Source organism: Mucilaginibacter achroorhodeus, assembly GCF_007846095.1.
GTDB lineage: Bacteria > Bacteroidota > Bacteroidia > Sphingobacteriales > Sphingobacteriaceae > Mucilaginibacter > Mucilaginibacter achroorhodeus.
Window position 1 is genome coordinate 589048 of record NZ_VOEI01000001.1, and the last position, 26838, is coordinate 615885.

Consider the following 26838-nt stretch of genomic DNA (forward strand, 5'->3'; position numbering starts at 1 on the left):
TATTATTTTTATACCAAAACGGCTACAATTTAAAGAATGGATTCACTTTCAGCACTTAATGATTTACTTGATATTGATGACAAAAGGCAATTCAAAGCATTTCTACAACGTAAAAACAAACGAGCTGATGTCAAGAATTTAGATCTACTTAAATTTATAGAAACTGATGATATAAATCATAAAAATAAATTATACAACGGGCAAAAAAATAGCGACGCATACCATGCATTGCGTAAAAGATTGCAGGATAACCTGCTTTTGTTTCTTTCGCAAAAAACTTTTGAAGACGATAGTTCTGATACTTATGATTCACTAAGATTGGTTGTTGTTGGGCGCTTCTTATTAGAGAATGATCTAACCAGGTTGGGTTTTAAATGCCTGAATAAAGCAGAAAAACTCGCAGAACATTTGGAGCAGTTTAACCTGCTCAACGAGCTGCTTTCGCTGAAAATACAATATGCGCACTTGCATGGTGCCGAAAGGTTTGAAGACCTTATTGAGCGTTTTAACCTTAATCAAACAAACATGCAGCGGGAAGCGAAGCTTAACATGGCTTATGCTTACCTGCGGACGGAATTACAGGAGATACATCTTAAAGGCAAGGTAGTAGATCTTACTGAGTTGATGGTCACGAGTATCAAAAACTATCAGATCTCTACGAAAGACCTGCAAACTTACAGATCAGTTTACCAGATATTACTTATAGCTAACGAATACGCTGCTATAAACCATAATTACGGACTTATAACAAAATTTATAGCAGCGGCAGAAAACTTTATAAGCCAGAAAGCCAACCAAAAGCCTTACCTATTCTACTATCTTTCCATATTATATTTATTAGCTAATTATCATTTAAGAACACAAGTGTTTAAAACAAGCGCATCCTATTTAGAGGACATGATGTGCCTGATGCTTACAGATACGCGGTTCTATTGGGTTTTCTACCTGCGCTATCAACTATTGCACGCTTTAAATCTATTCTACACCGGTTTTGCAGAAGACGCTATTTTCACGCTGGAACAATCGCTCAGGAAGAACAGGCAAACCTTTAAACAAGAAGATATCGAGGATCATCGTTTATGCCTAACTATGTTTTGGGCCCTATGCGGCAACAAGCGTTGTGTAAAACAATTGAGCCATTTTAACCATACAGATGCCCGCTACGAAAAGAAAATGGGGATGTTGTGGACCATCAGGAAAAACCTGATGGAGATACTAATATGGGCGCAGTTTGATGAGATAGATCCGGCAACCTCAAGATTGCAAAGCTTTAAACGCCGGTACAAAAAATACTTGCTGCAAACATCAGAAGAGCGGGTGATCATTTTTATTAAGCTGGTTGAAAAGTACCTCACAAACCCGGATGTTGTTTCAGAGGCGGCTTACAAAAAAGATGTTATGCAACTATTGCAAAACGAGCAGAAAAGTGATCTGTTCACTACAGGTTTCGTAGCCTGGCTCATTGCCCGGATAGAAAAGAGATCTGCATATGATGTATTGCTATCAATAATCCAAGGCAATCAACTTCATGAGTAACAGAAAAACAGAATAGCATCTATCTCAAAAAAGACATCCAAAAGCAATTTTATATGTTTAAACATTTATTTTAAATGTACTATCGTTATCTTTACTTTAATGATCTGATTTCGGAGATTTAATATGAAAAAGATAGGATTTTTATCATTTGGGCATTGGGCCAATCACCCGGCTTATCAAACCCGCACCGCAGCCGATACACTGCTGCAGTCGATAGACCTTGCAGTAGCTGCTGAGGAGATCGGCCTTGATGGAGCATATTTTCGTGTCCACCACTTTGCTGCACAATTGGCATCACCATTTCCATTGCTATCCGCCATTGGCGCTAAAACCAGTAAGATAGAGATCGGGACTGGTGTGATCGATATGCGTTATGAAAACCCTTTATACATGGTTGAAGATGCAGGCGCTGCCGACTTAATATCTGGTGGGCGCTTGCAATTGGGCGTAAGCAGAGGGTCGCCGGAGCAGGTTATAGATGGCTGGCGATACTTTGGCTATGAGCCCGCAGAAGGCCAAACAGATGCAGATATGGGCCGCGAAAAGGTGCTGCAATTTTTAAGTAAATTAAATGGTGCAGGTTTCGCGACACCTAACCCCAATCCCATGTTTCCTAACCCGCCGGGCTTGTTACGTTTAGAACCCTATGCACCCGGCTTACGCGAGCGTATTTGGTGGGGCGCAGCAACAAATGCTACCGCGGTTTGGGCTGCAGAAAATGGCATGAACCTGCAAAGCTCTACCTTAAAGTTTGACGAGAGCGGTAAGCCTTTCCATATACAACAGGCCGAGCAGATCCGCCTTTTTAAAGAAGCATGGAAAAATGCCGGCCATCAACGCGAACCGCGCGTGTCGGTAAGCCGATCGATCTTTGCTTTAATGAACGACCAGGACAGGCTATACTTTGGCCGCGATAACAAAAGCACGGATAAATTCGGCTACATTGAAAGTGATACCCTTGCTGTATTTGGCCGCAGCTATGCAGCCGAGCCTGACAGGCTGATCGAAGAATTGGCAAAGGACGAGGCCATACAAGAAGCAGACACAGTACTTTTAACAATTCCTAATACTTTAGGGGTTGATTATAATGTACATGTGCTGTCATCCATACTGGAACATGTTGCCCCTGGCTTAGGCTGGCGATAATAGATTTGAGAAATATAATAAAATCAAAAGAGCGACTTATAGGGTTGCTCTTTTGATTTTTAGAAATCCTCGGCCATCTCAAAAATCATTTCTTCTCCGGAAACAGGGTGAGTGAACGCCAGATAAGCGGCGTGCAGATGCAAACGATCTGCGGATATGCCGTAAAGGTCATCGCCCAAAATTGGGGCATTTAAGCCTCCCTCATGGGCGGCATGCATTCGAAGCTGGTGTGTACGGCCCGTAAGCGGCCAAAAATGTACCTTGGTTTTGCCGTTTTGTCTGTCAACTACTTTCCACTTTGTTACCGCTTTTTTCCCATGTTCAAAACATACCAGTTGGCAGGGCCGGTTCTCCGGATCGCCCCTTAGCGGCAGACTGATCTCTCCTTCGGCATCGCTAATTATGCCATTAAGTAATGCGGTGTAACATTTGGTTACTGTGCGTTTAAGAAATTGCTGCTGTATATGCTTATGCGCTTCTTTTGTTTTGGCAACTACCAATAACCCCGATGTAGCCATATCCAGCCGGTGGATGATCATCGGGTCAATTGTCTCAAAACGCTGTTTTAGCCTTGTGTAAACCGAATCGGTGATATTGATACCGGGTACGGATAATAACCCGTGCGGCTTGTTTACTACTACAAAGTGATCGTCCTCATAAACAATATCCAGCGGTTTGTTTTCACCGGGATTAATGAGCAACGGGTCATCATCCAGCTCAATACCTTCCAGCATATGTTTAAGGATGGGTTTGCATTTACCGGTGCATGCGGGATAAAACTGCCCGTGCACCCTTATCTCCGATTTTGGTGAGGTTCCCCACCAAAACTCTGCCATTGCAAGGGGTGTGTAACCCTGCAGAAAAGCATATTGCAATAGCTTGGGCGTAGCGCATTCGCCTGCGGCAGATGGCACGCCTAAAACCGTTTCGCTGAAAATATCATGCAAACTTTTGGTTTGCCCTTGCTGGTTCACGAAAACATACTGCTCAAAAAGCTGCTGCTGCAAACCAGCCGACATTTCCCTGCGCTGCTTCTTCAAGGTTTCTACTCTATCGCTAAAGATTGCTATCCGGCTCCTAAGCTTATCTAATTGTTCCTCGTGCCTGGCGCCCAGCAAATTTAGCTGATGTTTATCGTGCAGGCTGCCTTTTATCATCAGGGCCTCAAACGTTGCATAGGCTTCTGGATCGAGTGTTTGCTTTTGAAACTCTCTTTGCTTTTTACGGTCGAGCTTATTTGCTTTTAGCTGACCCTTAAAATCAGCCAATTCTCTCTCCGTTTGCGCGATTAAATTTTTGAGCTGCTGCTGTAAAGCGATATAGTCCGGATTGGCTTCAATCTCTTTAACCTCGCGATTAATATCATTAAGGATGTATTGGCCTTTTAAGAAAAAGCCATCCTCGGTAAGCATATCAAACACTGGCGGCACAAAATAAGAGTGATCATTAGAATTGGCCAGTTTGCCCGAGAATCCGGCTAAGTAGCCCAACTTACCTTCCTTATCTTGTACTATCAAAACGCCGAACATTTTACCGATAGCTGTGCCTTCGGCATCTCGGTCGAGACCAAAATTATGGTCGAGATCGGTTTGGCCCTGGAGATAATTTTTAAGCTTTTCTGATGCTATCAACGCCAGCGGGTGTGGCTCATAAAAAAAAGGAAAGGTAAAACGCGCGGGCAGGTCTATCCCCTCAATCTCGCTCTCATCAAAATAAATTACCTTCCCGGCCATGTTGTGCACCTTCAATTTTTCTGCAAAAGTAAGGTAATTCAAATTTGCCACGCCCACCAACACGAAAAAAGCCTGCAAACATCGCGTCGGCAGGCTCCTAAATCAAATTGTTGCGTTATTGGTTTTCGGTAATTTTTAATAACTCAATCTTATGTTTTACCGGTTTATTGCTTGCATATATCTGGTTGATGAGGTTATTCATTTTATCCTGCCAAGCTTTTTGGGTAGCTGGATTACTGCCGCGTTCATAAAGGTCATTGTTTATCCAACCATTAGTTTTCTTTAAATCGCGCATTTTTGCCCATGATGCAGGGTCGTTATCGTTTTTGATACCGTTAGCCCTTGCGAAATTATATACTTGCACGGCGTAATCGCGTGTTTCGCGCTCAACCGAGCCGCGTTCTTCGTTAAGCTTTAATATTTGCAGTGCTTGCTGATATTGCGGTGTATTAGTGATCAGCGCCATGTTTACACCTTTTGCCAGGTCAGCAGCGCTGAAATGCCCCATCGCTTTATCATCTATTTTTAATTCATAATTACCACTAAGGCTTTGTACTTTAAGCACTTCTTTGTTTAAGTCATTTGTAAACGGCACGTAATTGAGTGCATATGATGCGGGGTGATGATCGCCGTTATGTTTCTCCTCATCAACCGGGAAAGGAAGCGAATTTGCCAAATAATCAAAACTTATAGCTTGTGCATTACCCTTAACATTACTGATGCTGCAGTTTACCGATGCCACAGTTTTAGCGTTTGCTGCATCAACAGTAAAATCTGCTACTTCCATTCCTTTTAAACCTTGGTTGCAAAGGAAAAGGTAAGCCCAAATTAAATGGCCGTAAGATTCAGGGTGTACCCTGTCGTTACTTCCGCTAAGGGTGAAATTTGGATCCGTTTGCTGATATTGCTTGTTCAGCCTGTCTATTGGGTGATAAATATCAATATACGGCCAGTTGTTCTTAGCCGCTGTGGCGCGTTGCAATTGCACAATACGTTCAAAGGTGGCAGGTTTCTCGCGCCAACCGTTACCGTTTATCACCTTAGTAGTAAAATCGTAAGGAGAACCGCTCATCAACGTAGTTTTGATCTCTTTATGCTGAATTAGCTTTGCTTGCAAAAGTTTAAAAGCACTATCACATTTTGCAAATAGCTGGTCTGATATCTTAGCAGAGTCGCCGGTCATGTATTGAAAAAAACCGGAGTCATTCATTCCAAAGGTAAGGTCTATTTTATTTGGCTGCTTGGTAAGGATGTCTTCATCGAAACGATTGTTGATATTGGCCACAATATCGCCTCCTACACCACCATTCATGATGGTAAAACGCAGGTTGGGAAATCGCGTCATGTAATATAACCAGATATACTGATGGTAGCGCCCGCCATGCGTAATGCTGTTACCAACAAAAGCCACCCTATCACCGGCCTTAAATAATTTGGCATTTTGCGGAACGTTCGGCAAAATCTTTTTTGAACAGCTTTGCATTGTAATACTGCTGCCAAATAATGATATCAATAATAAGCTTTTAGTGAATCCTTTTTTAAGGCGTAAACACGTGTACTGTTTAAACATTTTAGTTAACTAATTAAATCCTAAACAATATTAAATAAAATTTGCTAAATCGTTTTAACAACTAAAAAATAAATTTTATTACTCCGATCAGCTTGTATATATTGTTAAAATCTAAAAGTCGCAAACAGCCCTATCATTCGTCATTTTCACACCTCGCCGGCTTATATATTTATCCCGAGATTTGACTTATCAAAACAACTAAAACAAGGAGATCGATCACATGAGAAAAATAATCTTATTATCGTTTATCACATTAGATGGCGTAATACAAGGCCCGGGCGGCCCCGAAGAAGATACTTCAAACGATTTTAAATTTGGCGGCTGGACAGCTCCATATGGCGATGAGGAATTGGGAAAAGCAATGCAGAAACAATTAGAACCTGCCGATCTGCTGCTGGGCCGCAAAACCTTCGACATTTTTGCAGGATATTGGCCAAAGAACGCGCAGTATTGGCCGGGCATTATGGAGGTGAATAAATATGCCTTCTCTAACACGCTTACCGAATCTGCCTGGGAAAATTCGCATTTTCTGAAAACAGTTGATGATATCAGGCAACTTAAAAACTCCGAAGGTCGCGACCTTAAAATATGGGGCAGCAGCGAATTGGTTAAACTGCTATTGAAAAACGATCTGATCGACGAGTTTTGGCTAAACATCTACCCCATCATCCTGGGTAATGGCAAAAAGCTTTTTGGTAACGATGCCATGCCTAAAGAATTTGAACTGGTTGAAAGCCATATAACACCAAAGGGGGTTATTGTTACCAACTACAAAAAAAGTGGTGAAGTTAAGACCGGCTCCGTAAGCCCGGAATAGTTTTTCCGTATCGCTTGAGAATTACTTAGCCGCTTTTAGCGGCTTTTTTACATTGATAGATAGAGATGTATATATTTGTTTATCGCCAATAAACCAATATGAGAAACATCTTCATTAAAAGCTTAGTCCTGTTATGTCTTTTAACAGGCAGCGCATTAGCGCAGGAAGTGAACCGGTTACCCGCATGGGCATTAGGAGGTTTTGAGCGCGAAACTACACTAAACCCTATCATCTCGCCCGATAGCACAACGCGCTTCCTGGATCCCGTACTTAAAAAATATGTGGGCTGGGAATCTAACGACACCTTTAATCCTGGTGCTGCGGTTTACAGGGGCAATGTGGTGGTGCTTTACCGCTCTGAAGATAAATCGGGTGTTGGTATAGGTTACCGCACCTCAAGGTTAGGTTACGCGATCAGTAAAGATGGTTTACATTTTAAGCGTGATAAAACGCCGGTGTTCTACCCCGATAACGATAGCCAGAAAAAATACGAATGGCCGGGCGGTTGCGAAGATCCCCGCGTTGCTGTTACGGCTAATGGCACCTACGTGGTTTTCTATACCCAATGGAACCGTGATGTGCCGCGCCTTGGTGTAGCTACATCAAAAGATCTTAAACACTGGACCAAGCATGGGCCTATATTTGAAGATGCTTACAAGGGAAAGTTCTTAAACATCCCGCATAAATCAGCTTCCATTCTTACCAAAATTGTTAATGGTAAGCAAGTTGTAGCGAAAGTAAAAGGCAAATACTGGATGTACTGGGGCGAATTACACGTTTTTGCTGCAACATCAACCAACCTGGTAGACTGGACACCGGTTGTTAACCCTGATGGTAATTTAACTGAACTGTTCTCGCCCCGTAAAGGCTATTTTGATAGCGAATTGACCGAATGCGGCCCCCCTGCTATCATGACTGATAAAGGAATTGTGCTGCTTTACAACGGCAAAAACAAAGCAGGAGATGACGGCGATAAGCGTTTTACACTGAACAGCTACTGTGCCGGGCAAGGCTTATTTGATAAGAATGACCCGCTAAAATTTATCACACGATTGGATGTGCCGTTTATGCGCCCAATGGCCTCATTTGAAAAAAGCGGACAATACCCGGCAGGTACGGTCTTTCTGGAAGGGATGGCTTATTTTAAAAAGAAATGGTTCCTGTACTATGGTGCTGCTGATTCGAGGGTCTGCGTAGCGGTTTATGATCCTACCAAGCCCGCAAAGGCCGATCCGATAAATTAAGGCAGTTATAATACAAGTCTAGATTAGATGCTTGATTTGCTTTTTTGATACATAGGATAACGATACCTCATTTTCCAAATCCCTATAAAAGCGATTCCTGAAAACAGTAAAGGCAAAAAATCGTCTAAAGGACATTGCCTCATCTGATAACTTACTAAAGTCCCTACATTGGGAAAAAAGGAAGGTCCTGACCCTGCTGAGCAAGAACCAGATGGATTAAAGGTGTACAAATACGTGTTGGCTGGTGTAGAAGGGACAGGACAACTGGCGGAAATTGGATTGGAATAGTACGAAAGATCAACAAAAATAAATATGTACCTGTTATAAGTGGTGTAAACCGCACCGTTAAAAAGGCAACCCTGTTGAGCATTAACATCAAGCACAACTGCAAGCAAAAAAAACAAAGTACAAATAATGTACTTTTTAAAAGTAGTCCCTGTATAAGGTACTTTTTTAATTAGTTTCATTTAGAATCGGTTAAATTAGTAGGGGACACAATTTTACAAAAAGCATTCCCTATAGCTCTAAGTTTTCGTCTCTTTTGCGGCTGATTGTTAGAATTTTAACCAATGCTATTAATTTGATTTCTCAATGATTAAACGTTGAGGATTATATGATAGGCTATGACTTGCTAATTAGATAGATTATCCGAATTTTAAGCAATGCAAGATTAAGAGTTAACCAAACCATTTCAGCTTTCGCCATGTTGCTCATGCATGCATCCATCGGCAGTTACCCTTATTTTTCCTCATCAATTATTTAAGAAACACCCGGCAGTTGCTGCAGGTCGTCCTGTTTATCTGATCGAGGAAAGTCTGTTCTTCAATCAATATAATTTTCACAAGAAAAAGCTGGTGCTGCACCGGGCATCGATGCAATACTATACCGATCATCTAAAAGAGCAGGGCATTAATGTAACTTACATTGAGGCAACGGATAAGCTTTGCGATATCCGTAAACTCATCCCCCATTTGGTTAAACAAGGCGCTGATAACATCCATTACGCCCATGTTGCAGATGATTGGTTGGAGAAACGCATTGTATCAGCCTGCGAAAAACAAGACGTCGGCATAAAGAAATACGATAGCCCGAACTTCCTGAACAGCGCCGAAGTAGTGGCCGATTATTTTGATGGCCGTAAAACCTATTTCCAAACTGATTTTTATACCGCCCAACGTAAACAGCGTAACATATTGTTAGAGGGCAAAGACAAGCCCCTTGGTGGCAAATGGACTTATGATACCGAGAACCGGCAAAAATTCCCAAAAAACGAGGTAGTCCCTATGTTGAACCCTCCTGAGGAGAATCAATATGTAAAAGACGCCATAACATGGGTAGAAAAACATTACCCCGATAATTACGGCGATACCAACTCGCCTTTTGGAAACATCGGTGACTTTTATCCGGTAACCCATCAGCAAGCGCAACTTTGGCTTAAGGATTTTTTGAAAAACCGCTTTCAAAAATTCGGGGTTTACGAGGATGCGATGGTCATCGGCGAAACTTTTTTATATCACTCTATTCTGTCGCCTCTCATTAATACCGGCTTGCTTGACCCGCAGGAGGTGATAGATAAAACCCTAGATTATGCAGCCGACAATGACATACCGCTAAATTCGCTTGAGGGTTTTATAAGACAGGTTATGGGCTGGCGCGAATTTATTCACCTTATTTATGAGCGCGAAGGTGTAAAACAGCGCACTAAAAATTACTGGGGTTTCAAACGCCGTATTCCAAAGACGTTTTGGACGGGCGAAACCGGAATTTTACCTGTTGATACTGTGATAAAGCGCGTGCTGCACACCGGGTATAGCCACCACATTGAGCGCTTAATGATCATGGGGAACTTTATGCTGTTATGTGAGTTTGACCCGGATGATGTGTACCGCTGGTTTATGGAAATGTACATAGATGCTTATGACTGGGTAATGGTGCCTAACACTTATGGGATGACCCAATTTGCCGACGGCGGATTGATGATGACCAAACCTTACATCAGCGGCAGCAACTACCTCATGAAGATGGGTAACTGGCCCAAAGGTGACTGGCAGGAAACCTGGGACGGCCTGTTCTGGCGCTTTATGCATAAACACCGCAACTTTTTTACCCAAAACCCAAGGCTGGGTATGCTGGTAAGATCCTTCGATAAAATGGATGCAGAAAAACAAAAAAAGCACATCTATAACGCAGAGAATTTTTTGCAAAAGCTGGACGAGCAAGCATAGTTAACTCACCCGGTCATCGCGTGCGCTCGACCACCCTCTCTTCGCTGCGCGAAAAGAGGGTAAAAAGCAAAAATGAAATTTCCTACCCTCTTTACGAAGTACAGAGGGTCGACCAGCGTATCCCGATTGCTATCGGGACGGGGTGAGTAAGATTTAAAATAAACTTTCAAAAGGTTTTGAAAGTTTAAAAAAGTGTTTACATTTGTACATGCAATTACCGGAAGCAAAGCAAAAATTTATAGAAACATGGGGCAAGTTAGGCTCTGAGTGGGGCATTAACCGCACCATGGCCCAGGTACATGCACTGCTGCTGGTGACACCAGATGCTTTAACTACCGAACAGGTGATGGAGGAACTTAGCATATCTCGCGGTAATGCCAACATGACCCTTCGTGATCTGATGAGCTGGGGCCTGGTAGAAAAGCAATTGAAGCCTGGGGAACGCAAGGAGTACTTTTACGCAGATAAAGACATTTGGAACATTGCCCGCCAGGTTGCAAAAGAGCGCCGCAAGCGCGAATTGGAGCCGGTTTTAAAAACCCTGGAAGAACTGGTACAGGTAAAAGGCGATAAGAACGACCCTGACTTTAAAACATTCAATAAATCTATGACAGACATCAACAAAATGTCTAAAAACGTCGACCGTATGCTTGATACCATGCTTAAAGCAGACGAAAGCTGGTTTTGGGGATCGATTTTTAAAATGTTCAAATAGGACATTTTTTTCGCTTCCCATATTTCAATATTTACTGAAAATACGAAACATATAAATAATAATATCTATAAACCTATCCATCATGAAAACACTTGGCAATTACACTATACTTTACGATGCTGAATGCCCTATGTGCAAAATCTACACTAAAGCATTTGTAAAAACTGGGATGCTTGATGCTGCCGGCAGGGCACCCTACCAGGAATTGTCACCAGATGCTTGTCCGCTGGTTAACCGTCAGCGCGCAGCAGATGAGATCGCGCTGGTTAATCGGCAAACCGGCGAGGTTACTTATGGTGTAAAAAGTTTATTCAAAGTATTGGGTAATAGCTGGCCGGTAGTTAAAGGGCTATTTAATTTTACACCCTTTGTTTGGCTAATGAGTAAGGTATATGCTTTTATATCTTACAACCGCAGGGTAATTATCCCTGCAAATACCGAGAATTATATTTACCAGCCTACTTTTAAACTCCGCTACCGCATAGCTTACCTGCTTTTCACCTGGTTTATTACAGCTGCAATACTTACCAACTACGCAACCTTATTGCAAGGGATGGTACCAATTGGCAGCGCCTACCGCGAATACCTGATTTGCGGCGGCCAGATCTTGTTCCAGGGTATTTTCATCAGCCTGTTGTTCAATAAAAAACGCTGGGAATATTTAGGTAACATGATGACCATCTCTTTCGGTGGTAGTCTGTTGCTGTTGCCTGTGGTGCTACTTAGCACTGCTATTGGCATGCATCCGGTATTCTATACCCTTTACTTTCTGCTGGTAGCAGGCCTTATGTTCCTTGAACACATCCGCCGAAGCAAAATTATGGGCATTGGCTGGTGGTTAACCATTACCTGGGCAATTTACCGTGCGGCAGTGCTGGGTGCTATTTTGTATATTTAAACTTATCATCATGAAATTCAACAAGATCATATTAGCAGGAGGTGCCGGCAGCCTTGGCACTAAACTGGCCGAATATTACAGCGATAAGGCAAATGAGATAGTGATACTGAGCCGCAAGCCTAAAGCCCCTCAAGGTAACATCCGTACCGTTGTTTGGGATGCTAAAACGGCCGGAGATTGGATAAAGGAACTGGACGGGTCAGATATACTCATTAACCTGTGTGGTAAAAACGTAAACTGCCGCTACACCGATAAGAATAAAGCAGAGATACTAAGTTCAAGGTTGGTACCTACCCGTTTGCTGGGTGAAGTTATAGCCAGATCAGAAAATCCACCTGCGCTTTGGCTCAACGCGGCCTCTGCAACCATTTACCGCCATGCAGAAGACCGTCCGCAGAATGAAGAAACCGGGGAGATCGGTTATGGCTTTTCAATAGACGTTTGCAAGCAGTGGGAGCAAACTTTCTTTGAGCAACAAACGCCCAAAACGCGCAAAGTTGCGTTGCGCATAGGTATTGTGTTGAGCCGAAATGGCGGTGCTTTCCCGGCGCTTTGCAACCTTGTTAAATTTGGCCTCGGCGGTAAGCAAGGCGATGGCCGCCAATACGTAACCTGGGTACACGAACAGGACGTAGCCGCCATTACGGAGTGGACTTACGATCACCCGGAAATCAACGGTGTTGTTAACGTAACATCACCAAACGCCCTGCCCAATACCGACGTGATGCGCATTATTCGCGATACTTACGGCATCCCGGTTGGATTGCCTTCTCCCAAATGGCTCTTGGAGATCGGCGCTGCCCTTATAGGTACCGAAACGGAACTGGTGCTTAAAAGCAGATGGGTTTACCCGAAACTACTTTTAGATAGCGGCTACCAATTCCAATACCCCGAAGCTGCCCATGCCATCCATGATCTGCTGAGCATCAAATCTTAACCTGATCTATCATGCCAACCAACCGGAAACAATTACAAAAACGTATTAAGCTATTGATATGGATGATCATTATTGGCCTGGCCTTAAGCGGCATCACGGCCTTCCCTATCGAAACAGAACTGGCCTGGCTTAGCACCAACTCGGGCTTTATGTCTGCCCATGCGCAACACTGGCTAAATACCGTTTACAATGCAGTTAAAGCTACAAACGCTGCATATCCGTATTTATCTTATGGAACTGATTGGCTGGCATTTGCTCACCTGCTGTTGGCGGTACTTTTTATCGGTCCGCTGCGTGATCCGGTGAAGAACATCTGGATAATTCAATTTGGCATAATTGCCAGTATAGCCATTTTTCCGCTGGCTTTTATTGCCGGCAGCATCAGGCATATCCCTTTTTTCTGGCGACTGATAGATTGCTCATTCGGGGTAATTTGTTTGATACCGTTGTTAAAGGTGCGTATATACTTAAAACAATTAGATAGGACAAAACAACCTTACGCAACGCCTGTTAAACTTTCAAACCAAGAATTATGAGTATCACATTAGCGCAAGCAGAGAAACTTTCGAATACAGCAAAAATTAAAGCTACAGAAATTGGTGTAGCTATGAACATCGCCATTGTTGATGAAGGGGCCAACCTGGTTTCATTTCACCGTATGGATAACGCATGGCTTGGATCGATTGATATCGCCATCAAGAAAGCTAAAACGGCACGTTACTTTGACATGAACTCCGGCGAGATAGGTAAATTATCGCAACCGGGCGGCCCGCTTTATAACATCGAACACTCTAACGGTGGATTAATAAGCTTTCCCGGTGGCGTTGTATTAAAAAATAGCGACGGTAAAATCATTGGAGCCATAGGTGTATCAGGCGGCACTGTAGAACAAGATCATGAAGTAGCTTCTGCTGCTAACGAGTCATCAAATTTTTAAACAACTAACATAAAATCCTTGCAGATATAGTTCTCAGGCCTTGCAAAAATTTGCAAGGCCTGAGAACTATTTATCGCCCTACTGTTCGTTTACCCATCTGGTAATCGTAAGGCGGTTTAAGGCCTAACAGGTTCTCTACAAAGTAATCCCAGCGGCGGCGCATCATGTAGGGCGAGTAAGCCCCGTAGCCATGTGCACTGTTAGGGAAAATCACAAGGTCGAAACTTTTGTTGGCTTTCTCCAGTGCTTCTGCCACTAACAGAGTATTGTAGGGTGGTACGTTGTCATCCATCATACCATGTACCAGCATTAGTTTACCTTTAAGGTTCTTAGCCCAATTTTGGTTTGCTTGAGCGTCATAGTCGGAGTTTTCAACCAAACCGTCGTAGCGTTCGCCCCAATCATCCTCGTAGTTGCGGTTGTCATGGTTGCCTGATTCTGATATGCCTACCTTAAAGAAATCAGGGTAACGGAACATAGCCGTTGCTGTAGCAAAACCACCACCCGAGTGGCCCCATATGCCAACTTTAGTAGTATCTATTGGGTACTTTGCAGATAACTGCCTGATAGCTGTGATCTGGTCCGGCAGTGTATTTTCGGCCATGTTGCCATAGCTCATATCATGGAAACTTTTTGAACGCAGCGGATTACTGGTACCCTCGATTGCCACTACAATAAAACCCAGTTCGGCAAGTGCCTGGTTATCATTACGCGATGGCCCGAAAGACCAGTTGCCAATACTGCCCCCCTGCGGACCAGGGTAGATGTAATCTATCACAGGATATTTTTTACCTGCATCCATTTTGGTTGGCGTAAAAACCAAGCCGTAAATATCAGTAGTGCCGTCATGCGCTTTTACTTTTATGGGGATAGGCGCTTTCCAGCCGGTTGCAACAAGTTGTGAGATATCTGCTTTCTCTAAATTGCTGATCAATTTACCGTTCAGATCGCGCACAACGCTTACCTGTGGTACATCGGGCTGTGAGTAAGTATCCACAAAGTATTGCTCATCGGGAGAAAAGCTTATCACGTGATTACCGGCCTCCGGCGTAAGTAGCGTTAAGCCTTTGCCATTAAACCCTATTTTGTACAGATGTGCAAAATAAGGATTACCCGGTTCGCGGCCGTCTGCCATAAAATAAAGCGCTCGATTTTTTTCATCAACTTTAAGCAGCTTGGTTACTACCCAGTTGCCTTTGGTTATCTGGTTCTTTAACTTACCGGTGGTAGCATCATATAAGTAAAGGTGCCCCCAGTTATCTCGCTCAGAGAACCAGATGATCTCCTTTGATGCCGGTAAATACCGCCAGTTGATAGCACCCCAGCCAGATTCGTATTGTGTTTTTACAGTTTCCTCGAATACATCGCGCACAACGCCCGTTTGTGCATTGGCAATGCGGAACTTTTCATTCTTGTGATCCCGTGATGTGGAAACAAAAGCAAACTCGGTTCCGTCTGCTTTCCAATCAGCATCATCCAAGCTGCCGCTGCTGGCAATATCATCGCTTAAGGTAGCGCGGTGAGGATCTGGCTCAATATTGAAGCGTACAACTTTAGGATTCTCTACATCAACTATAACGCGTTGTATCATGGTGATGTCCTTATCACCCGGCAACGGATATTTCCAGGCTTTTAAGGTTGGCTTACCCACGTTGGTCGTTACCAAATACATATCGCTTGATTTGCGTTGATCCTGCTGAAAGGTTGCTACCTTTTTAGAATCCGGCGACCATGAAACTATCGGGCGATCGCTGTGCGTCCAGCCTGCATTATCGGTAGCGTAGCCAAAATCTTTAACGCCATCGGTAGTTAGTTGTGTAGTGGAATTATTAGCTACATCACGCACCCACAGATTATAATCTTTGATAAATACAGCCTTTTTACCATCCGGAGATAAAACCTCATTACCACCACCACGGGCCGCCCTGCCGGTTAAGCGTGCAGGCTTCACGGCTTCTGTTGTGGAATTATCGGCCGTTACCTGGTTAGCTTGCGGGTCGTATTTCCATCCCTTTCCGTCGGCATTAAAAGTTACGTATTTATCATCGGCAGTGTAGCCAATACTCATGAACGGCAGTTTATCCGCACTATAAGTTGTGCCAGCGGCAGAAGATAACGCCGTCGCCAGCTTTGTTTCGTCAAAGGCTTTACTGCGAGTTTTCTTCGCAGGATCAACGAGGTAAAACTCAGCGCCGTTAGGTGTAGTAACGCGGTACCAGAATTTACCGTTGTGCAGCCAGTTAGGCATTACATTGGCCCTGTAAACAAGCGGCATAGTGTTATAAGCCAGAAAGCTCTCCGCATGCTCATAATCTTTAGCAGTAAGCGCCCCGCCCTGCTGTGCAGCCGCACTTAAGCCAAAAACAACTGCAGCAGCCGTAAGTAAATATTTGTTCATTGTTTAGTCAGTTAGTTTAAACAGAACAAAATAAAGCAAAATCTTGTGTTTTACAGCTTAAGCGGCGTATAATGATTGTTACACTTATTAGAGCTGTTTAACAAACGAGAAACCTGCTATACCGTTGGAGTACGATGGCATAATGATGCTTGTTTTATCAGAGTGTTTATCATGAAACAACTTATTGCGGAAAAGCGGGTAGATGAGATAAGCTAACTTGGTTGAAATAATACCAAAGCCGGCACCGGCAATAATATCGCTGAACCAGTGGTCGCGGTTGTAAACGCGCAAGATGGCTGTGGCTGTTGCGAACGAATAACCCGCAATACCGTACCATATCGATTTTTCGCTGTACTCCTGCGCCATAAACTCGGCAGCGGCAAAAGCATTACCGGTATGGCCTGACGGGAAGGAATAATAGTTAGAACCATCCGGGCGTAAGCGATGCGAGATCTTTTTTATGCTGAAGGTAGTCAGGGCCATTATCCCTTCAGACATACCAATGAGTATTGTACGGTCAATAAAAGTATTCTTACCATGTATGCCTGCTAAGTTTAAACCATAAACCATCACTATCGGCGCGTATTGAAAATAATTCTCTATGTGATAATTGAAATTTGGCACGTCCTGGATAAGATCGTTATAGATGCTATGATCAAGGTTACGGATAGCCTTTACCGGGAAAGATAATACCCCATAAGTGATAAAAACCGCCGGTGGGATGTAAGCAGGTAGCGAACTGCGTAATTTTCGCACGGTGTCTGGTAAGGCCAACAAGCTTGATGAATCGATCTTGGTAGTATCTTTGACCTGCGCTTGCACGCTTAAAGAGCTTAATATCAATAAGGTGAATAAAATTTTCTTCACTATAGTTTTGTGTTAAGCCAATATTAACAAAATATTACCCAAATTGTTAAACAAAAAAAGACTGGCTTTTTTTGAGAAAGCCGGTCTTTTCTATTTATAGGTAAATAGCAGGGACGCTTAAAATTTGTAATTGATAGATAAACGGTAGTTACGCGGCGCTTCTGCCTGGTAATAATACGATTGCAAGAAGGCATAATAAGAACCGCTGTATAAATATTTATTCAGAATATTAAACGCGTTTGCCGAGATGCGCATCTTGTTCCCTTCCCAAAATAAACCGCCATCCAGTTTAAAATAGTTGTCCATTTTAAGCGGTGCTGGCGCATCTGTTGAACGGTCGCCCAGGAAGGTAAACCCGCCAGCAATACCCGTACCTCTTAAAGCCCCACCTTGTAGTTTGTAAGTTAACCAGGCATTTGCAGTATGCTTAGCGAAAGATGGAACGGTAACACCCGTTACTACAGACCGTGTAACTTTTGAATCTGTGTAAGCATAGTTAGCGGTTACATCAAAACCAGGCGCAATCTCGCCACGTAAATCAAACTCAATACCTTGCGCGCGTTTCTGGCCTAAAACAACGCTTAAGCCTGCGTTAGGATCAGCATTTGGATCGGCGGTAAGCTCGTTGTTCTTCAATATCCTGTACACTGCTAAGGTAGTATTCCATTTGCCATCGGCCCAGTCTCTTTTAATACCAAATTCGATATTATTACCGGTAAGCGGTTTAACGCTGCCAACAGCTAACCTGCCAACTTGAGGCGTAAAGGCTTGGTCATACAATCCGTATAAAGCGGTACGCTCGTCTACTGACACGCTTAAACCTAAACGCGGCGTGAAGTGCTTGGCAGTTGGCTCGGGACCGCCGTAGTTAGAGATTTTGATGTAGGTGTAACGGCCTGCTAAAGTTAAGCGTAATTTATTCTCAAAAAAGCCTAACTCATCCTGCACATACAGGCTGCTGTAAGTACTTGCGATATAGCCAAAGCCTGCAGCGGCACGCGCTTCCAGGTTGGTGCTTCTGTCAAACACCGGGTAACCATTTGGCGGCACGCCCAGGTTAGGGTTCAGCGGATCAAACATTTGATCCTTGGTATCAAGCGGGTGCGATTGGTTATAATCGGCATTGTAAACCTTGTTCCCCAGGTCAACGCCACCTAATATCTTATGTACAACTGAGCCGGTATTAACTTTACCATTCAGGAAAACCTGACCTAAAGACATGGTGCTTTTTGCATCCCAGATACCAATGCTGCGGATGTACCTGCCATCGCGGCCAACACTATCAGCCCACATAGATGAACCATTTTGCCCGTAGTTATAATAAGCCGCCTGTGCGGTAAGTTTCCAGTTGTCGCTTAACTGGGTTTGCATGTTCAGCGTTACGCTATGATCATTGATATTGGTTGGCGGCAAACCAGACGGTAAAGCGGTAAAACTTTGTGGGTATTGCGCGTAACCGTTAGGACTGAATACATAGTAAGAACCAACATTTGACATATTTGCACGCTGGTAAACATACTCGGCCGTAAGTTTGGTCTTATCATCAACCTGGTATGACACTACCGGCGCAATCACATAACGGTTATTAAACTCGTTAGCACGGAACGAGCCTTTGTTTTGGCCTGACAAGTTTAGGCGGTACAACAGTTTACCGTCTTTACTCAGTTTGCCATCCAGGTCAAGTGTTGCCCGGTTAAGGTTGTAGCTGCCGGTTGTGTAGCTAAACTCGCCTTTGGTTTGGCCGGTTGGCTTTTTAGTTACCACGTTGTACAAACCACTCGGATCGCCGCTTGAGAGCATAAAACCCGCCGGGCCTTTAACAAATTCTATATGGTCAACAAAACTCATATCTTCAGTTAAGGGTCCCCAGAAAGAAGTAACGATATTGAAACCGTTCCTGAATGCCTGTACCTGCGAACCACGCATGTTTATGTTGGCATAAAGATCGCCCCAGTGCTCTAACCTGAACGCACCACTTACATTGCGCACAATACCATCGCTCATGCTGATGATCTGCTGCTCTTTTAATGACTGTGCCGATACCACCTGTATGTTTTGCGGTACCTGAAGCAATGGCTCCTGCAGACGTAAAGATTGTGATGGGTTATCCATTTTAACGCTGTTGGTACGTGCGTTAACCATTACTTCTTTCAATTGTGAAGTATTTAGGTCGAGCATAAAATTTACCGTTGCATTTTGGCCGGCTATTATAGTAACATCTTTCTCTTGCGATGCCATGTTAACAGCACTAACTACAACGGTGTAAGTACCGGGATTAATGCGGCCTATACGAAAATGGCCTTTATCTGTAGTTGATGCGCCGTATGATGTGCCTTTTAAAGCTACGGATACGTAAGCAACGGGGCTGCCATCTGTTGCGGTAACAACACCGCTCACGCTGCCGTGCTGTGATTGAGCGAAAGCGCCCGAAATAGTAATTATGGTAATCAGGAGGGATAAAAATTTCTTCATGCCTTATTTTGAATGATTCTAAACAGCGGCAAAGAAACACCAAAAAGACATCATTGTCAATAGTTATTTTTAATTAATCTAAATAACATCAACAAAGTACTGGTAATAAAAAAACGGCTCTAAGGCCGCTGTGCTGATATTTAATAAATACTGCTAAATTTTTATTCGTCTGCTTTAAAATTAAACCCTTCTGTTTCATCAAAGGGTACATAAACCCGTCGCCATGGATCCTGCCCCTGCATATGCCAAACATGGCCGGTACCTGTGGTATCCTTAGCAATGAGTACCTCGCCGGGATGAAGCGTAAACTTTTCACCAGTATGCGTTTCAAAATCGAGCGTACCTGTTAAGCATATTACATATTGGTTGGTTGGGGCGGTGTGCCAGTCTAAAAACGAATGAGGTGCAGTTTCTTTAAAGCTGATGCTTTTGGCATCGTAAAATACAGCATCGGTTAAATGGCCGGTTTGCACGTGCGAGTGACCGTCGTCACCGGTAGTAAGTAGGTAAGCTTTGATCATATCAGTATTTAGAAAGCCTCGTTTAAACCAAGAAACAAACCGCGGGCACCGTATTTACCCCAGGCATAATCTATACAAAGGTTGGTACGGGTGGCTTTATTAAATAGCACGCGTAAACCCGCACCGCCGCCGGGCTGCCAAACATCAAATAGTTTTGTCCCCAGATCATCATTAGCGCTCTGGATATTAAAGAATGTAACACCGCTCAGGAATTTGTTTCTCGTTATCGGGAAACGATATTCCATCTCTGAGTAGAAATATTGCGTCCCCTTAAAGTAAGTAACAGTATAGCCCCTGCCGCTGCGGAAGTTGGCGTCCCTGCCGGTACCGGATAATTCGAGGTAAGGGAGTGCGCCACCCACTACAAATGATGTCCAGTTCCAGAAAGCCAGCACATGTTCGGGATTGGTTTCAGACAGGCTGAAATACTTTCTAAAATCGGTATTAAATTGAACAGCATTTTTTGTACTACCCATCCAGGTTTGATTTACCCTTACCCCTGCATCGGCATAAATACCGGTATATGCACGGTTCTGGTTGTCGCGGGTAGTGTATTGTATATTGGCTAAAAATCCATTTGAGGCATAATGATCGTTCTCAAAACCGTTGCGCTGGTTGTAGATGCGGTAAGGCGTTAATACGGAATCCGCGTTGTTCTTATCATAGATCTTCCGGCGCACATCAAACGAAACACCTGCCCCAACAAACAAGCCTTTATCTATCTGTTTATAAACCTTCTCGCGAAAACTGTAATACTGCGCGTTAAGCACATAGGGCTTTCTGCCCGGGTTGGTAAGGATAAGATCTTCGGGGTTACCATCATTTGCGCCACGCCCTATGCCAAGGCCGAAATCAGGCGTAACAGTCTTGGCAGCAACTAAACTACCCTGAAAATTCCACTTGTTACCCGGCGTATAAATGTTATGTGTAAGATAAAAATAGATGATGTTTTTAGTAGTGATGGATGCCGAGGTAGCCGCTACAGACATCAGCGTATTTGGGTTATTTCCCAATACCCTGCCCGCTACTGCCTTTATACCTATTTGCGTACCAATGCTGGGGTTTGATGCGATGTTAGGGATAATGGTAATACCCGATGCTTTCTTCTTAACGGAGTCGGGTTTTCTATGGGGATGGAAAAGGTGTTTAAACAGATCGCCCACATCATATTGCCCGGCAGTATTATTGTTCTTTTTGATCTTAGCAATCTTCTGTAATGAATCGGCCTTAATCGTATCTGCTGGTGTTATTTGCCCATAAGTAATGTTGGTAATCAAAACCATCATTACAGTGCTGATAACACCTAATATTTTTTTTGAGAGCAAGTATGTAAGATTTTTACTCAAAGCAGCTTTGTTTTAGGTAATGGTAACATCTTATTTTGTGCAAAGTTACACATAGTTTAGTTTTTGACATTTAACAGACCTTCACCAAGGTTTGTTGCACAATTATCGTAACAATAGCATGATTTTCTGCCGCACATCCAACAGCAGTACGCTTTTAGCGTTATGTTAATAATATTAATATAACCATGGCAACAGCAAATACAGCTTTATTATTGATGGACCTGCAACCTGCAATATTAGCCGGTATGCCCAACGACAAGTTGGCTGAATTGCTTGACCGCGTAAACAAAGCGGCAAATGCAGCGCGCGCTCATCAGATACCTGTTATTTATGTGGCATTATCATTTAGGCCCGGTACGCCCGAAGTAAGCAGCAACAACCAATTTTTTGACGCTGCGCGCTCACGGTTTGATAATCCTGATTTTGCAAATATTCATCCGGACGTTGCGCCCCAGACGGGCGACATAATCGTTTACAAAAAACGCTTTAGCGCTTTCACCGGCAGCGACCTTGATGTAGTATTGCGCGGTTTAAACGTAAAGCATTTGGTGCTGGCGGGAGTATCAACCAGTGGTGTAGTATTATCCACCACGAGAGAAGCTGCAGATAAAGATCTTCAACTTACCATACTTGCCGACGGTTGTTTTGATGCCGATGAGGAAACCCACCGTGTACTTTTAACCAAAGTATTCCCACGGCAAGCCGGAATGAAAACTATTGATGAATGGTGCGAAGGATTAGATTGATCTCCGGTTTACGGCTTTTGAAATCTTGATGAAATATCTGCAGCGGCGGCCGGCATTTTTACCTTGTAACGATAGCCACCAGGGAAGCTGTCTTCCTCCTTCAAAAACTCGTGGGCTTTTTTACTTATCCAAAATGTTTGCGTAAAGTGCCTGCCTGCGTTATCACTTTCGTTAAAGAGTTTCCAACAATCTATCTTTTGTCCGTTGTAGGTTAACAATACCTCGCTGCCGGTTACCTTGTAATTAACAAATGTTGGTTTGCCAAAACCTGCATCGTAAAAGTTAATGGCAAAGGTTTTACCTGCCTCAAGTGGCAGCATCTCAAATGTTTCTATGTCCAAATTCCAATTAAAACAGGGCTTATCAAATTCAAGTTTAAAATCCTTTTTGGTATTGGTGGCAATACTATCAGCACCTGTAACTTTATCAGCAAACCAGTTGTAAGCACCCATTTTTCCGTTAATGACTTCAGAGTGGTAGACCGGTGCAAAATCAGATGCGCGATTTATTGAGTAACCGCTACGGTAGCTGATGGTATCACTGCCATACCAATGCTGTGTGGTAGCAAAAACTTTTTCGCCGTTTCGCTGGCCTATTTTAGTATCGCGGAGCCAAAACCAAAATCTTAACATCTTGGGGATTTTTGTATTTTGGAAATAAACGAGGTACTGCCGCAAGCCGGGTTTCAATGCAGCAGTATTTAAACGGTGATCATTAACACGAATGGTATCTACCTGTGCGTGTGCCATCTGTGACTTAGCCGAAAATAGCAGAATTGCCGCCAGGCCTAATAGTGTAATGGTTGTTGCTTTCATTTGTTATGATAGGTTTTTATTATGGCACAAAACTGCGGCTTAGCGTGCAATCAAAATATTCAAATCAACCTCTCGCCCGGTATTTCTAACAGATGGGCAGCAACTTTCAATAAGTGGCATTGCGGTAACATTATTGAAGAAAAATGGTCTATAGTTTAAAAAAGAAGGTGCTCTGTTTAAATAGCACCGTCTGCCAAATAAAGCTTCATATTTTTAAGGATGTTATTTAAGCCAAAGCCTACATTATCGCAACTGCAATGGATGATATGGGGATTTGTATACCTGGTACTTTTCTTGTCGCTAACAGCTATGGATGGTATGCTGCAGGCAGCAGTTTATGCGTTGCTTAACAGTGCTTTCTACGCGGCCATTGTGTACGGCAACATCCTGCTGTTTTTCCCCCGGTTGTATCAGAAGGGGAAAATCGTGCTTTACATAGCCGCGGTGATAATTTTCCTGGCGGGTATGGGGTTTATCCGGGCGTTTGTAACTATGCATATTTACAACACGCTGTTTGCCAAACACCCCGAGCCAATGAGCAACAAAGCTATCCTCACCTTTGTACTGGGCGGCGTTATGGTGTTTTTGCTTAGCTTTATTTTCAGGATAGCCATAGCTTATTTTGTGCTAAAACAGCAATCAGACGCGATCATCGCTCAAAAAAAGCAGGCAGAGCTCAACCTGCTAAAGTCACAGGTACAGCCCCATTTTTTATTCAATACGCTTAATAATATTTACTACGAGGCTTACCTGGAGTCGCCCCGTACGGCGGGGTTGATAGAAAAGCTATCGGAGATCATGCGATATTTTGTTGATGAGAGTCGTAAAGATAAGGTAAGCCTTTCAACAGAGATCGGTTTTATTGAGAACTACATCGCGTTAGAAAAAATAAGGATACGCTACGGCGTAGAGATTGAGATCATTAAAGAGAATTTCCCTGATGTTAGTGTACCTCCTATGTTGCTGATGACATTTATTGAGAACGTATTTAAGCACGGTATTGATAAAAGCAGCGCTAATAATAAATGCATTATCACATTAATTTATCAGGACGAAAGGCTGTTATATACTGTAGCCAACAACATCCCCGCACAACATTCTGCGAAAAACTCCTCGGGATTTGGGCTAAGTAACTTGCATAAGCGGCTGTCACTTTTGTACGGTAACAATTTTGAACTGACTACCTCTAACTTAGGTAAAGAATTTAGGGCAAAGCTAAATATCCCGCTGGCATGAGTTTAAAGTGTTTAATTATTGACGATGAACCCAACGCGGTATACCTGCTGGAAGTTTTGATAGCTCAAACTACCCACTGGCAACTGATGGGCAAGTGTTATGATGCCTTAGAGGCATTAGCCTTTTTAAAAGAGAAGCAGGTCGATTTTGTATTTCTGGACATTAATATGCCCCACCTAACGGGCATGGAGTTAGCCGCATTATTACCTGCTTCAATTAAAATAGTTTTCACAACAGCATATGCCGAACATGCTGCCGATAGCTATTCGTTTAAAACCATTGATTACCTGCTTAAACCTATTACGCTTAAACGCTTTTTAGCGGCAACACAAAAAATAGAAGCTGCCTTTACAACGAACACCCCACCTGCCGAATTACCCGATCAAATTAACAACAATTATTTTTTCATCAAATCTGGCAAGGTTTTAAGCCGGATATCACTTGACGAAGTGCTCTACTTTGAAGGAGAGAAAGAATATGTTCGTTTGGTAACCAACAAAGAAGAGTTGTTAGTGTACCGCAGATTAAAAGAAATAGAAGCGCAATTACAGCCGCCTTTCGTCCGGGTGCACAATTCTTACATCGTTAACACGAGTTTACTCAGCAAGGTACAAGACAACCACATTTATATTAGCAGCAAGCAAATACCTGTAAGTGATAAATTCAGGGACGGGTTTATGGAAGTTGTGACCAAGAGGATGTTTTGAAAGTAATCGCAAATTATACTGACAAAATCCTGTCAGCGTTCACGGTGTTCACGAGTGTTCATGCCGTGAACGTGAACACTGCCCGCCGCAATGAAACGAAAAAGCGGTCTTATGACTCCGTAAGCTCTCCCCTAAGATCTTTTTCAAGGCAGCGCCTTACTTCTACCGGGTCGATGACTTCGCCCAGTAAGTACATCATTTTGGTAACAGCAGCTTCAAAGGTCATGTCGTAACCGCTGGCTACGCCAATATCTTTAAGCTGTTTGCTGGTCTCGTAGCGGCCAAGCTCAACCGAACCTACTTTACACTGCGAGATATCCAATATCACTTTGCCCGAGTCGATGGCGTTCTTCAGCAGGTCAACAAACCACTGGTCGGTTGTGGTATTACCGGCGCCAAAGGTCTCCATTACGATGCCACGTACATCGGCATTCACAACGGCTTCAACTACCTTCGGACCAATTCCGGGGTAAAGTTTAAGCACAGCAACATCGCTAACCATGTGGTTATGGATCTTAAGCGGGCCTTCGCCCGGCTGGCGAATATCATTTACACTGAAACGCAAGTGTACACCAGATTCTGCCAGAATAGGATAGTTTGGCGAGCGGAATGCCTCGAACTTTGATGAGTTATATTTAAAGGCACGGTTGCCGCGGAAAAGTTTATAATCGAAATAGATACAAACCTCCGGCACACGCGAGCGGTCGTTCTTTTTTGCTTTGGCTATCTCAATAGCCGTCATCAGGTTTTCCTTAGCATCGGTGCGCACCGCGCTGATAGGCAACTGCGACCCGGTGAAAATAACCGGCTTATTTAAATTTTGAAGCATGAAGCTCAAAGCCGATGCCGTGTAGGCCATGGTGTCAGAGCCATGCAGGATCACAAAGCCATCAACCTCTTCATAATTAGCTTCGATGAGTGCTGCCAATTCGCCCCAAATCTGAGGATTCATGTTTGATGAATCGATGATTTGCTCAAACGAGTGGACTTTGATTTTACAATTAAGCTTTTCAAGCTCGGGCACATTGTCCATTATCTGTTCAAAGTTAATGGGCACCAGTGCTTTTGTAACAGGGTCGCTCATCATACCGATTGTCCCTCCGGTATAGATGATCAGGATCTGGCTCATTTAGGATTATTTCGGGGTTAACGGCGGTAAATATAGTTATTATATGCCAAAAACGGCCTTTGAATTGGCTGTGGTAATTTCAGCCACCTCTTCAACGAAGGTTTTATGCAGGTCGGCAACTTTTTGGGCAACATATATCAGGTATGAACTTTCGTTAGGTTTACCGCGGTACGGTACCGGTGTTAAATAAGGCGAATCGGTTTCTAAAACAATGTGTTTCAGATCTATCTGTTCTACCACTTTGTCCAGTCCGGCATTCTTGTAAGTAACCACGCCGCCAATACCCAGATAAAAACCCAGACCAATTATTTTTTGCGCTTGCTCCAGGTTTCCGCTAAAGCAATGGAATATACCGCGCAGTTTTTCATCGCGCTCTTCAAGCAAAACCTGGCAAACTTCATCAAAAGCATCACGGCAGTGTATCACTATTGGCAAGCTTAGGGTTTTAGCCCACTTTATCTGCAGCTTAAAAGCCTGGATCTGCTCGGCAAGAAAAGTTTTGTCCCAGTACAAGTCTATTCCTATTTCTCCTATTGCATATATTTTATGCTGATGAATAGCAGGGTGTATAACGGCAAGTTCTTCTTCCCAATTCTCTTTGACAGAGCACGGATGTAAACCCAGCATGGGGTAACAATTATCCGGGTAAGCCTGCAGCAGATCAAACATAAGCGGAACTGATGCCGCGTCCACATTTGGCAAAAACAACCTGTCGATGTTATTTTGCTTGCAGCGCAGCATGAGTTCATTGCGTTTGGTCGCATCCGTCTCGTAATATAAATGGGTGTGTGTATCTGTTAATACCATATTACAAAAATAAAAAAGCCTCCATTACTGAAGGCT

24 protein-coding genes are annotated in these 26838 nt (G+C 43.4%); 13 read left to right on the forward strand and 11 right to left on the reverse strand.

Going from position 1 to position 26838, the window contains the following annotated elements:
- Positions 1–36 precede the first annotated feature (36 nt).
- Both FPZ42_RS02805 and FPZ42_RS02810 read left to right on the forward strand, forming a co-directional pair.
- Positions 37–1536, forward strand: a complete 1500-nt coding sequence (locus FPZ42_RS02805) for a hypothetical protein (RefSeq protein ID WP_146268955.1) — start codon at positions 37–39, stop codon at positions 1534–1536.
- Between the two features lie 123 nt (positions 1537–1659).
- A complete protein-coding gene (locus tag FPZ42_RS02810) occupies positions 1660–2682 on the forward strand; it encodes an LLM class flavin-dependent oxidoreductase (protein ID WP_146268956.1) in 1023 nt (340 codons plus the stop codon).
- A 59-nt stretch (positions 2683–2741) separates the two neighbouring features.
- Here FPZ42_RS02810 and FPZ42_RS02815 read toward each other — a convergent pair whose 3' ends face one another.
- Both FPZ42_RS02815 and FPZ42_RS02820 read right to left on the reverse strand, forming a co-directional pair.
- Entirely contained in the window at positions 2742–4466 is a 1725-nt protein-coding gene (locus tag FPZ42_RS02815; RefSeq protein WP_261382210.1) for an RluA family pseudouridine synthase, read from the reverse strand.
- A gap of 64 nt (positions 4467–4530) precedes the next feature.
- The gene (locus FPZ42_RS02820; protein WP_146268957.1) at positions 4531–5985 is read right to left on the reverse strand and encodes an SGNH/GDSL hydrolase family protein; all 1455 of its coding nucleotides are present in this window, start codon (positions 5983–5985) and stop codon (positions 4531–4533) included.
- 220 nt (positions 5986–6205) lie between these two features.
- Between FPZ42_RS02820 and FPZ42_RS02825 the strand changes: the two genes are divergently transcribed.
- Positions 6206–6802, forward strand: a complete 597-nt coding sequence (locus FPZ42_RS02825) for a dihydrofolate reductase family protein (RefSeq protein WP_146268958.1) — start codon at positions 6206–6208, stop codon at positions 6800–6802.
- 98 nt (positions 6803–6900) lie between these two features.
- On the forward strand, positions 6901–8046 hold the full coding sequence (locus FPZ42_RS02830) for a glycoside hydrolase family 130 protein (protein WP_146268959.1): 1146 nt from the start codon (positions 6901–6903) through the stop codon (positions 8044–8046).
- A 23-nt stretch (positions 8047–8069) separates the two neighbouring features.
- On the opposite strand, the gene FPZ42_RS02835 is transcribed toward FPZ42_RS02830, so the two are convergent.
- The gene (locus tag FPZ42_RS02835) at positions 8070–8513 is read right to left on the reverse strand and encodes a hypothetical protein (RefSeq protein ID WP_146268960.1); all 444 of its coding nucleotides are present in this window, start codon (positions 8511–8513) and stop codon (positions 8070–8072) included.
- Between the two features lie 249 nt (positions 8514–8762).
- On the opposite strand from FPZ42_RS02835, the gene FPZ42_RS02840 reads away from it, so the two are divergent.
- The 6 genes from FPZ42_RS02840 to FPZ42_RS02865 all read left to right on the forward strand — a co-directional run bounded on the left by FPZ42_RS02840 (position 8763) and on the right by FPZ42_RS02865 (position 13758).
- On the forward strand, positions 8763–10271 hold the full coding sequence (locus FPZ42_RS02840; protein WP_146268961.1) for a cryptochrome/photolyase family protein: 1509 nt from the start codon (positions 8763–8765) through the stop codon (positions 10269–10271).
- A gap of 208 nt (positions 10272–10479) precedes the next feature.
- A complete protein-coding gene (locus tag FPZ42_RS02845) occupies positions 10480–10986 on the forward strand; it encodes a GbsR/MarR family transcriptional regulator (protein WP_146268962.1) in 507 nt (168 codons plus the stop codon).
- A gap of 82 nt (positions 10987–11068) precedes the next feature.
- Entirely contained in the window at positions 11069–11884 is an 816-nt protein-coding gene (locus FPZ42_RS02850) for a DCC1-like thiol-disulfide oxidoreductase family protein (protein WP_146268963.1), read from the forward strand.
- 10 nt (positions 11885–11894) lie between these two features.
- Complete coding sequence (locus FPZ42_RS02855; protein ID WP_146268964.1) at positions 11895–12821, forward strand: TIGR01777 family oxidoreductase; 927 nt, start codon at positions 11895–11897, stop codon at positions 12819–12821.
- 11 nt (positions 12822–12832) lie between these two features.
- Positions 12833–13357 (forward strand): hypothetical protein, encoded by a 525-nt coding sequence (locus FPZ42_RS02860; RefSeq protein ID WP_186458669.1) that lies wholly within the window; start codon positions 12833–12835, stop codon positions 13355–13357.
- A complete protein-coding gene (locus FPZ42_RS02865) occupies positions 13354–13758 on the forward strand; it encodes a GlcG/HbpS family heme-binding protein (protein WP_146268965.1) in 405 nt (134 codons plus the stop codon). The genes FPZ42_RS02860 and FPZ42_RS02865 overlap by 4 nt, the downstream gene beginning before the upstream one ends.
- A gap of 70 nt (positions 13759–13828) precedes the next feature.
- Here the strand turns inward: FPZ42_RS02865 and FPZ42_RS02870 are convergent, their stop codons facing one another.
- The 5 genes from FPZ42_RS02870 to FPZ42_RS02890 form a co-directional block, all read right to left on the reverse strand.
- Complete coding sequence (locus tag FPZ42_RS02870; RefSeq protein ID WP_146268966.1) at positions 13829–16156, reverse strand: S9 family peptidase; 2328 nt, start codon at positions 16154–16156, stop codon at positions 13829–13831.
- Positions 16157–16243: 87 nt separating this feature from the next.
- Positions 16244–17023 carry a phosphatase PAP2 family protein gene (locus tag FPZ42_RS02875; protein ID WP_146268967.1) on the reverse strand — a complete coding sequence of 260 codons (780 nt, stop codon included), beginning with the start codon at positions 17021–17023 and terminating at the stop codon, positions 16244–16246.
- 117 nt (positions 17024–17140) lie between these two features.
- A complete protein-coding gene (locus FPZ42_RS02880; protein ID WP_146268968.1) occupies positions 17141–19495 on the reverse strand; it encodes a TonB-dependent receptor in 2355 nt (784 codons plus the stop codon).
- A gap of 161 nt (positions 19496–19656) precedes the next feature.
- On the reverse strand, positions 19657–20016 hold the full coding sequence (locus tag FPZ42_RS02885; protein ID WP_146268969.1) for a hypothetical protein: 360 nt from the start codon (positions 20014–20016) through the stop codon (positions 19657–19659).
- Positions 20017–20024: 8 nt separating this feature from the next.
- Positions 20025–21302 carry a BamA/TamA family outer membrane protein gene (locus tag FPZ42_RS02890; protein WP_146268970.1) on the reverse strand — a complete coding sequence of 426 codons (1278 nt, stop codon included), beginning with the start codon at positions 21300–21302 and terminating at the stop codon, positions 20025–20027.
- A 245-nt stretch (positions 21303–21547) separates the two neighbouring features.
- Between FPZ42_RS02890 and FPZ42_RS02895 the strand changes: the two genes are divergently transcribed.
- Positions 21548–22108 carry a cysteine hydrolase family protein gene (locus tag FPZ42_RS02895; protein ID WP_146268971.1) on the forward strand — a complete coding sequence of 187 codons (561 nt, stop codon included), beginning with the start codon at positions 21548–21550 and terminating at the stop codon, positions 22106–22108.
- 8 nt (positions 22109–22116) lie between these two features.
- On the opposite strand, the gene FPZ42_RS02900 is transcribed toward FPZ42_RS02895, so the two are convergent.
- Positions 22117–22923 carry a DUF3108 domain-containing protein gene (locus FPZ42_RS02900; protein WP_146268972.1) on the reverse strand — a complete coding sequence of 269 codons (807 nt, stop codon included), beginning with the start codon at positions 22921–22923 and terminating at the stop codon, positions 22117–22119.
- Between the two features lie 219 nt (positions 22924–23142).
- Between FPZ42_RS02900 and FPZ42_RS02905 the strand changes: the two genes are divergently transcribed.
- Positions 23143–24159 (forward strand): sensor histidine kinase, encoded by a 1017-nt coding sequence (locus tag FPZ42_RS02905; protein WP_146268973.1) that lies wholly within the window; start codon positions 23143–23145, stop codon positions 24157–24159.
- Complete coding sequence (locus FPZ42_RS02910) at positions 24156–24866, forward strand: LytR/AlgR family response regulator transcription factor (RefSeq protein ID WP_146268974.1); 711 nt, start codon at positions 24156–24158, stop codon at positions 24864–24866. Before FPZ42_RS02905 ends, FPZ42_RS02910 begins: the two co-directional genes overlap by 4 nt.
- A gap of 109 nt (positions 24867–24975) precedes the next feature.
- Here the strand turns inward: FPZ42_RS02910 and FPZ42_RS02915 are convergent, their stop codons facing one another.
- Together FPZ42_RS02915 and FPZ42_RS02920 are read right to left on the reverse strand one after the other, a co-directional pair.
- A complete protein-coding gene (locus FPZ42_RS02915) occupies positions 24976–25995 on the reverse strand; it encodes an asparaginase (RefSeq protein ID WP_146268975.1) in 1020 nt (339 codons plus the stop codon).
- 39 nt (positions 25996–26034) lie between these two features.
- Positions 26035–26802, reverse strand: a complete 768-nt coding sequence (locus FPZ42_RS02920) for a TatD family hydrolase (protein WP_146268976.1) — start codon at positions 26800–26802, stop codon at positions 26035–26037.
- Positions 26803–26838: the final 36 nt, after the last annotated feature.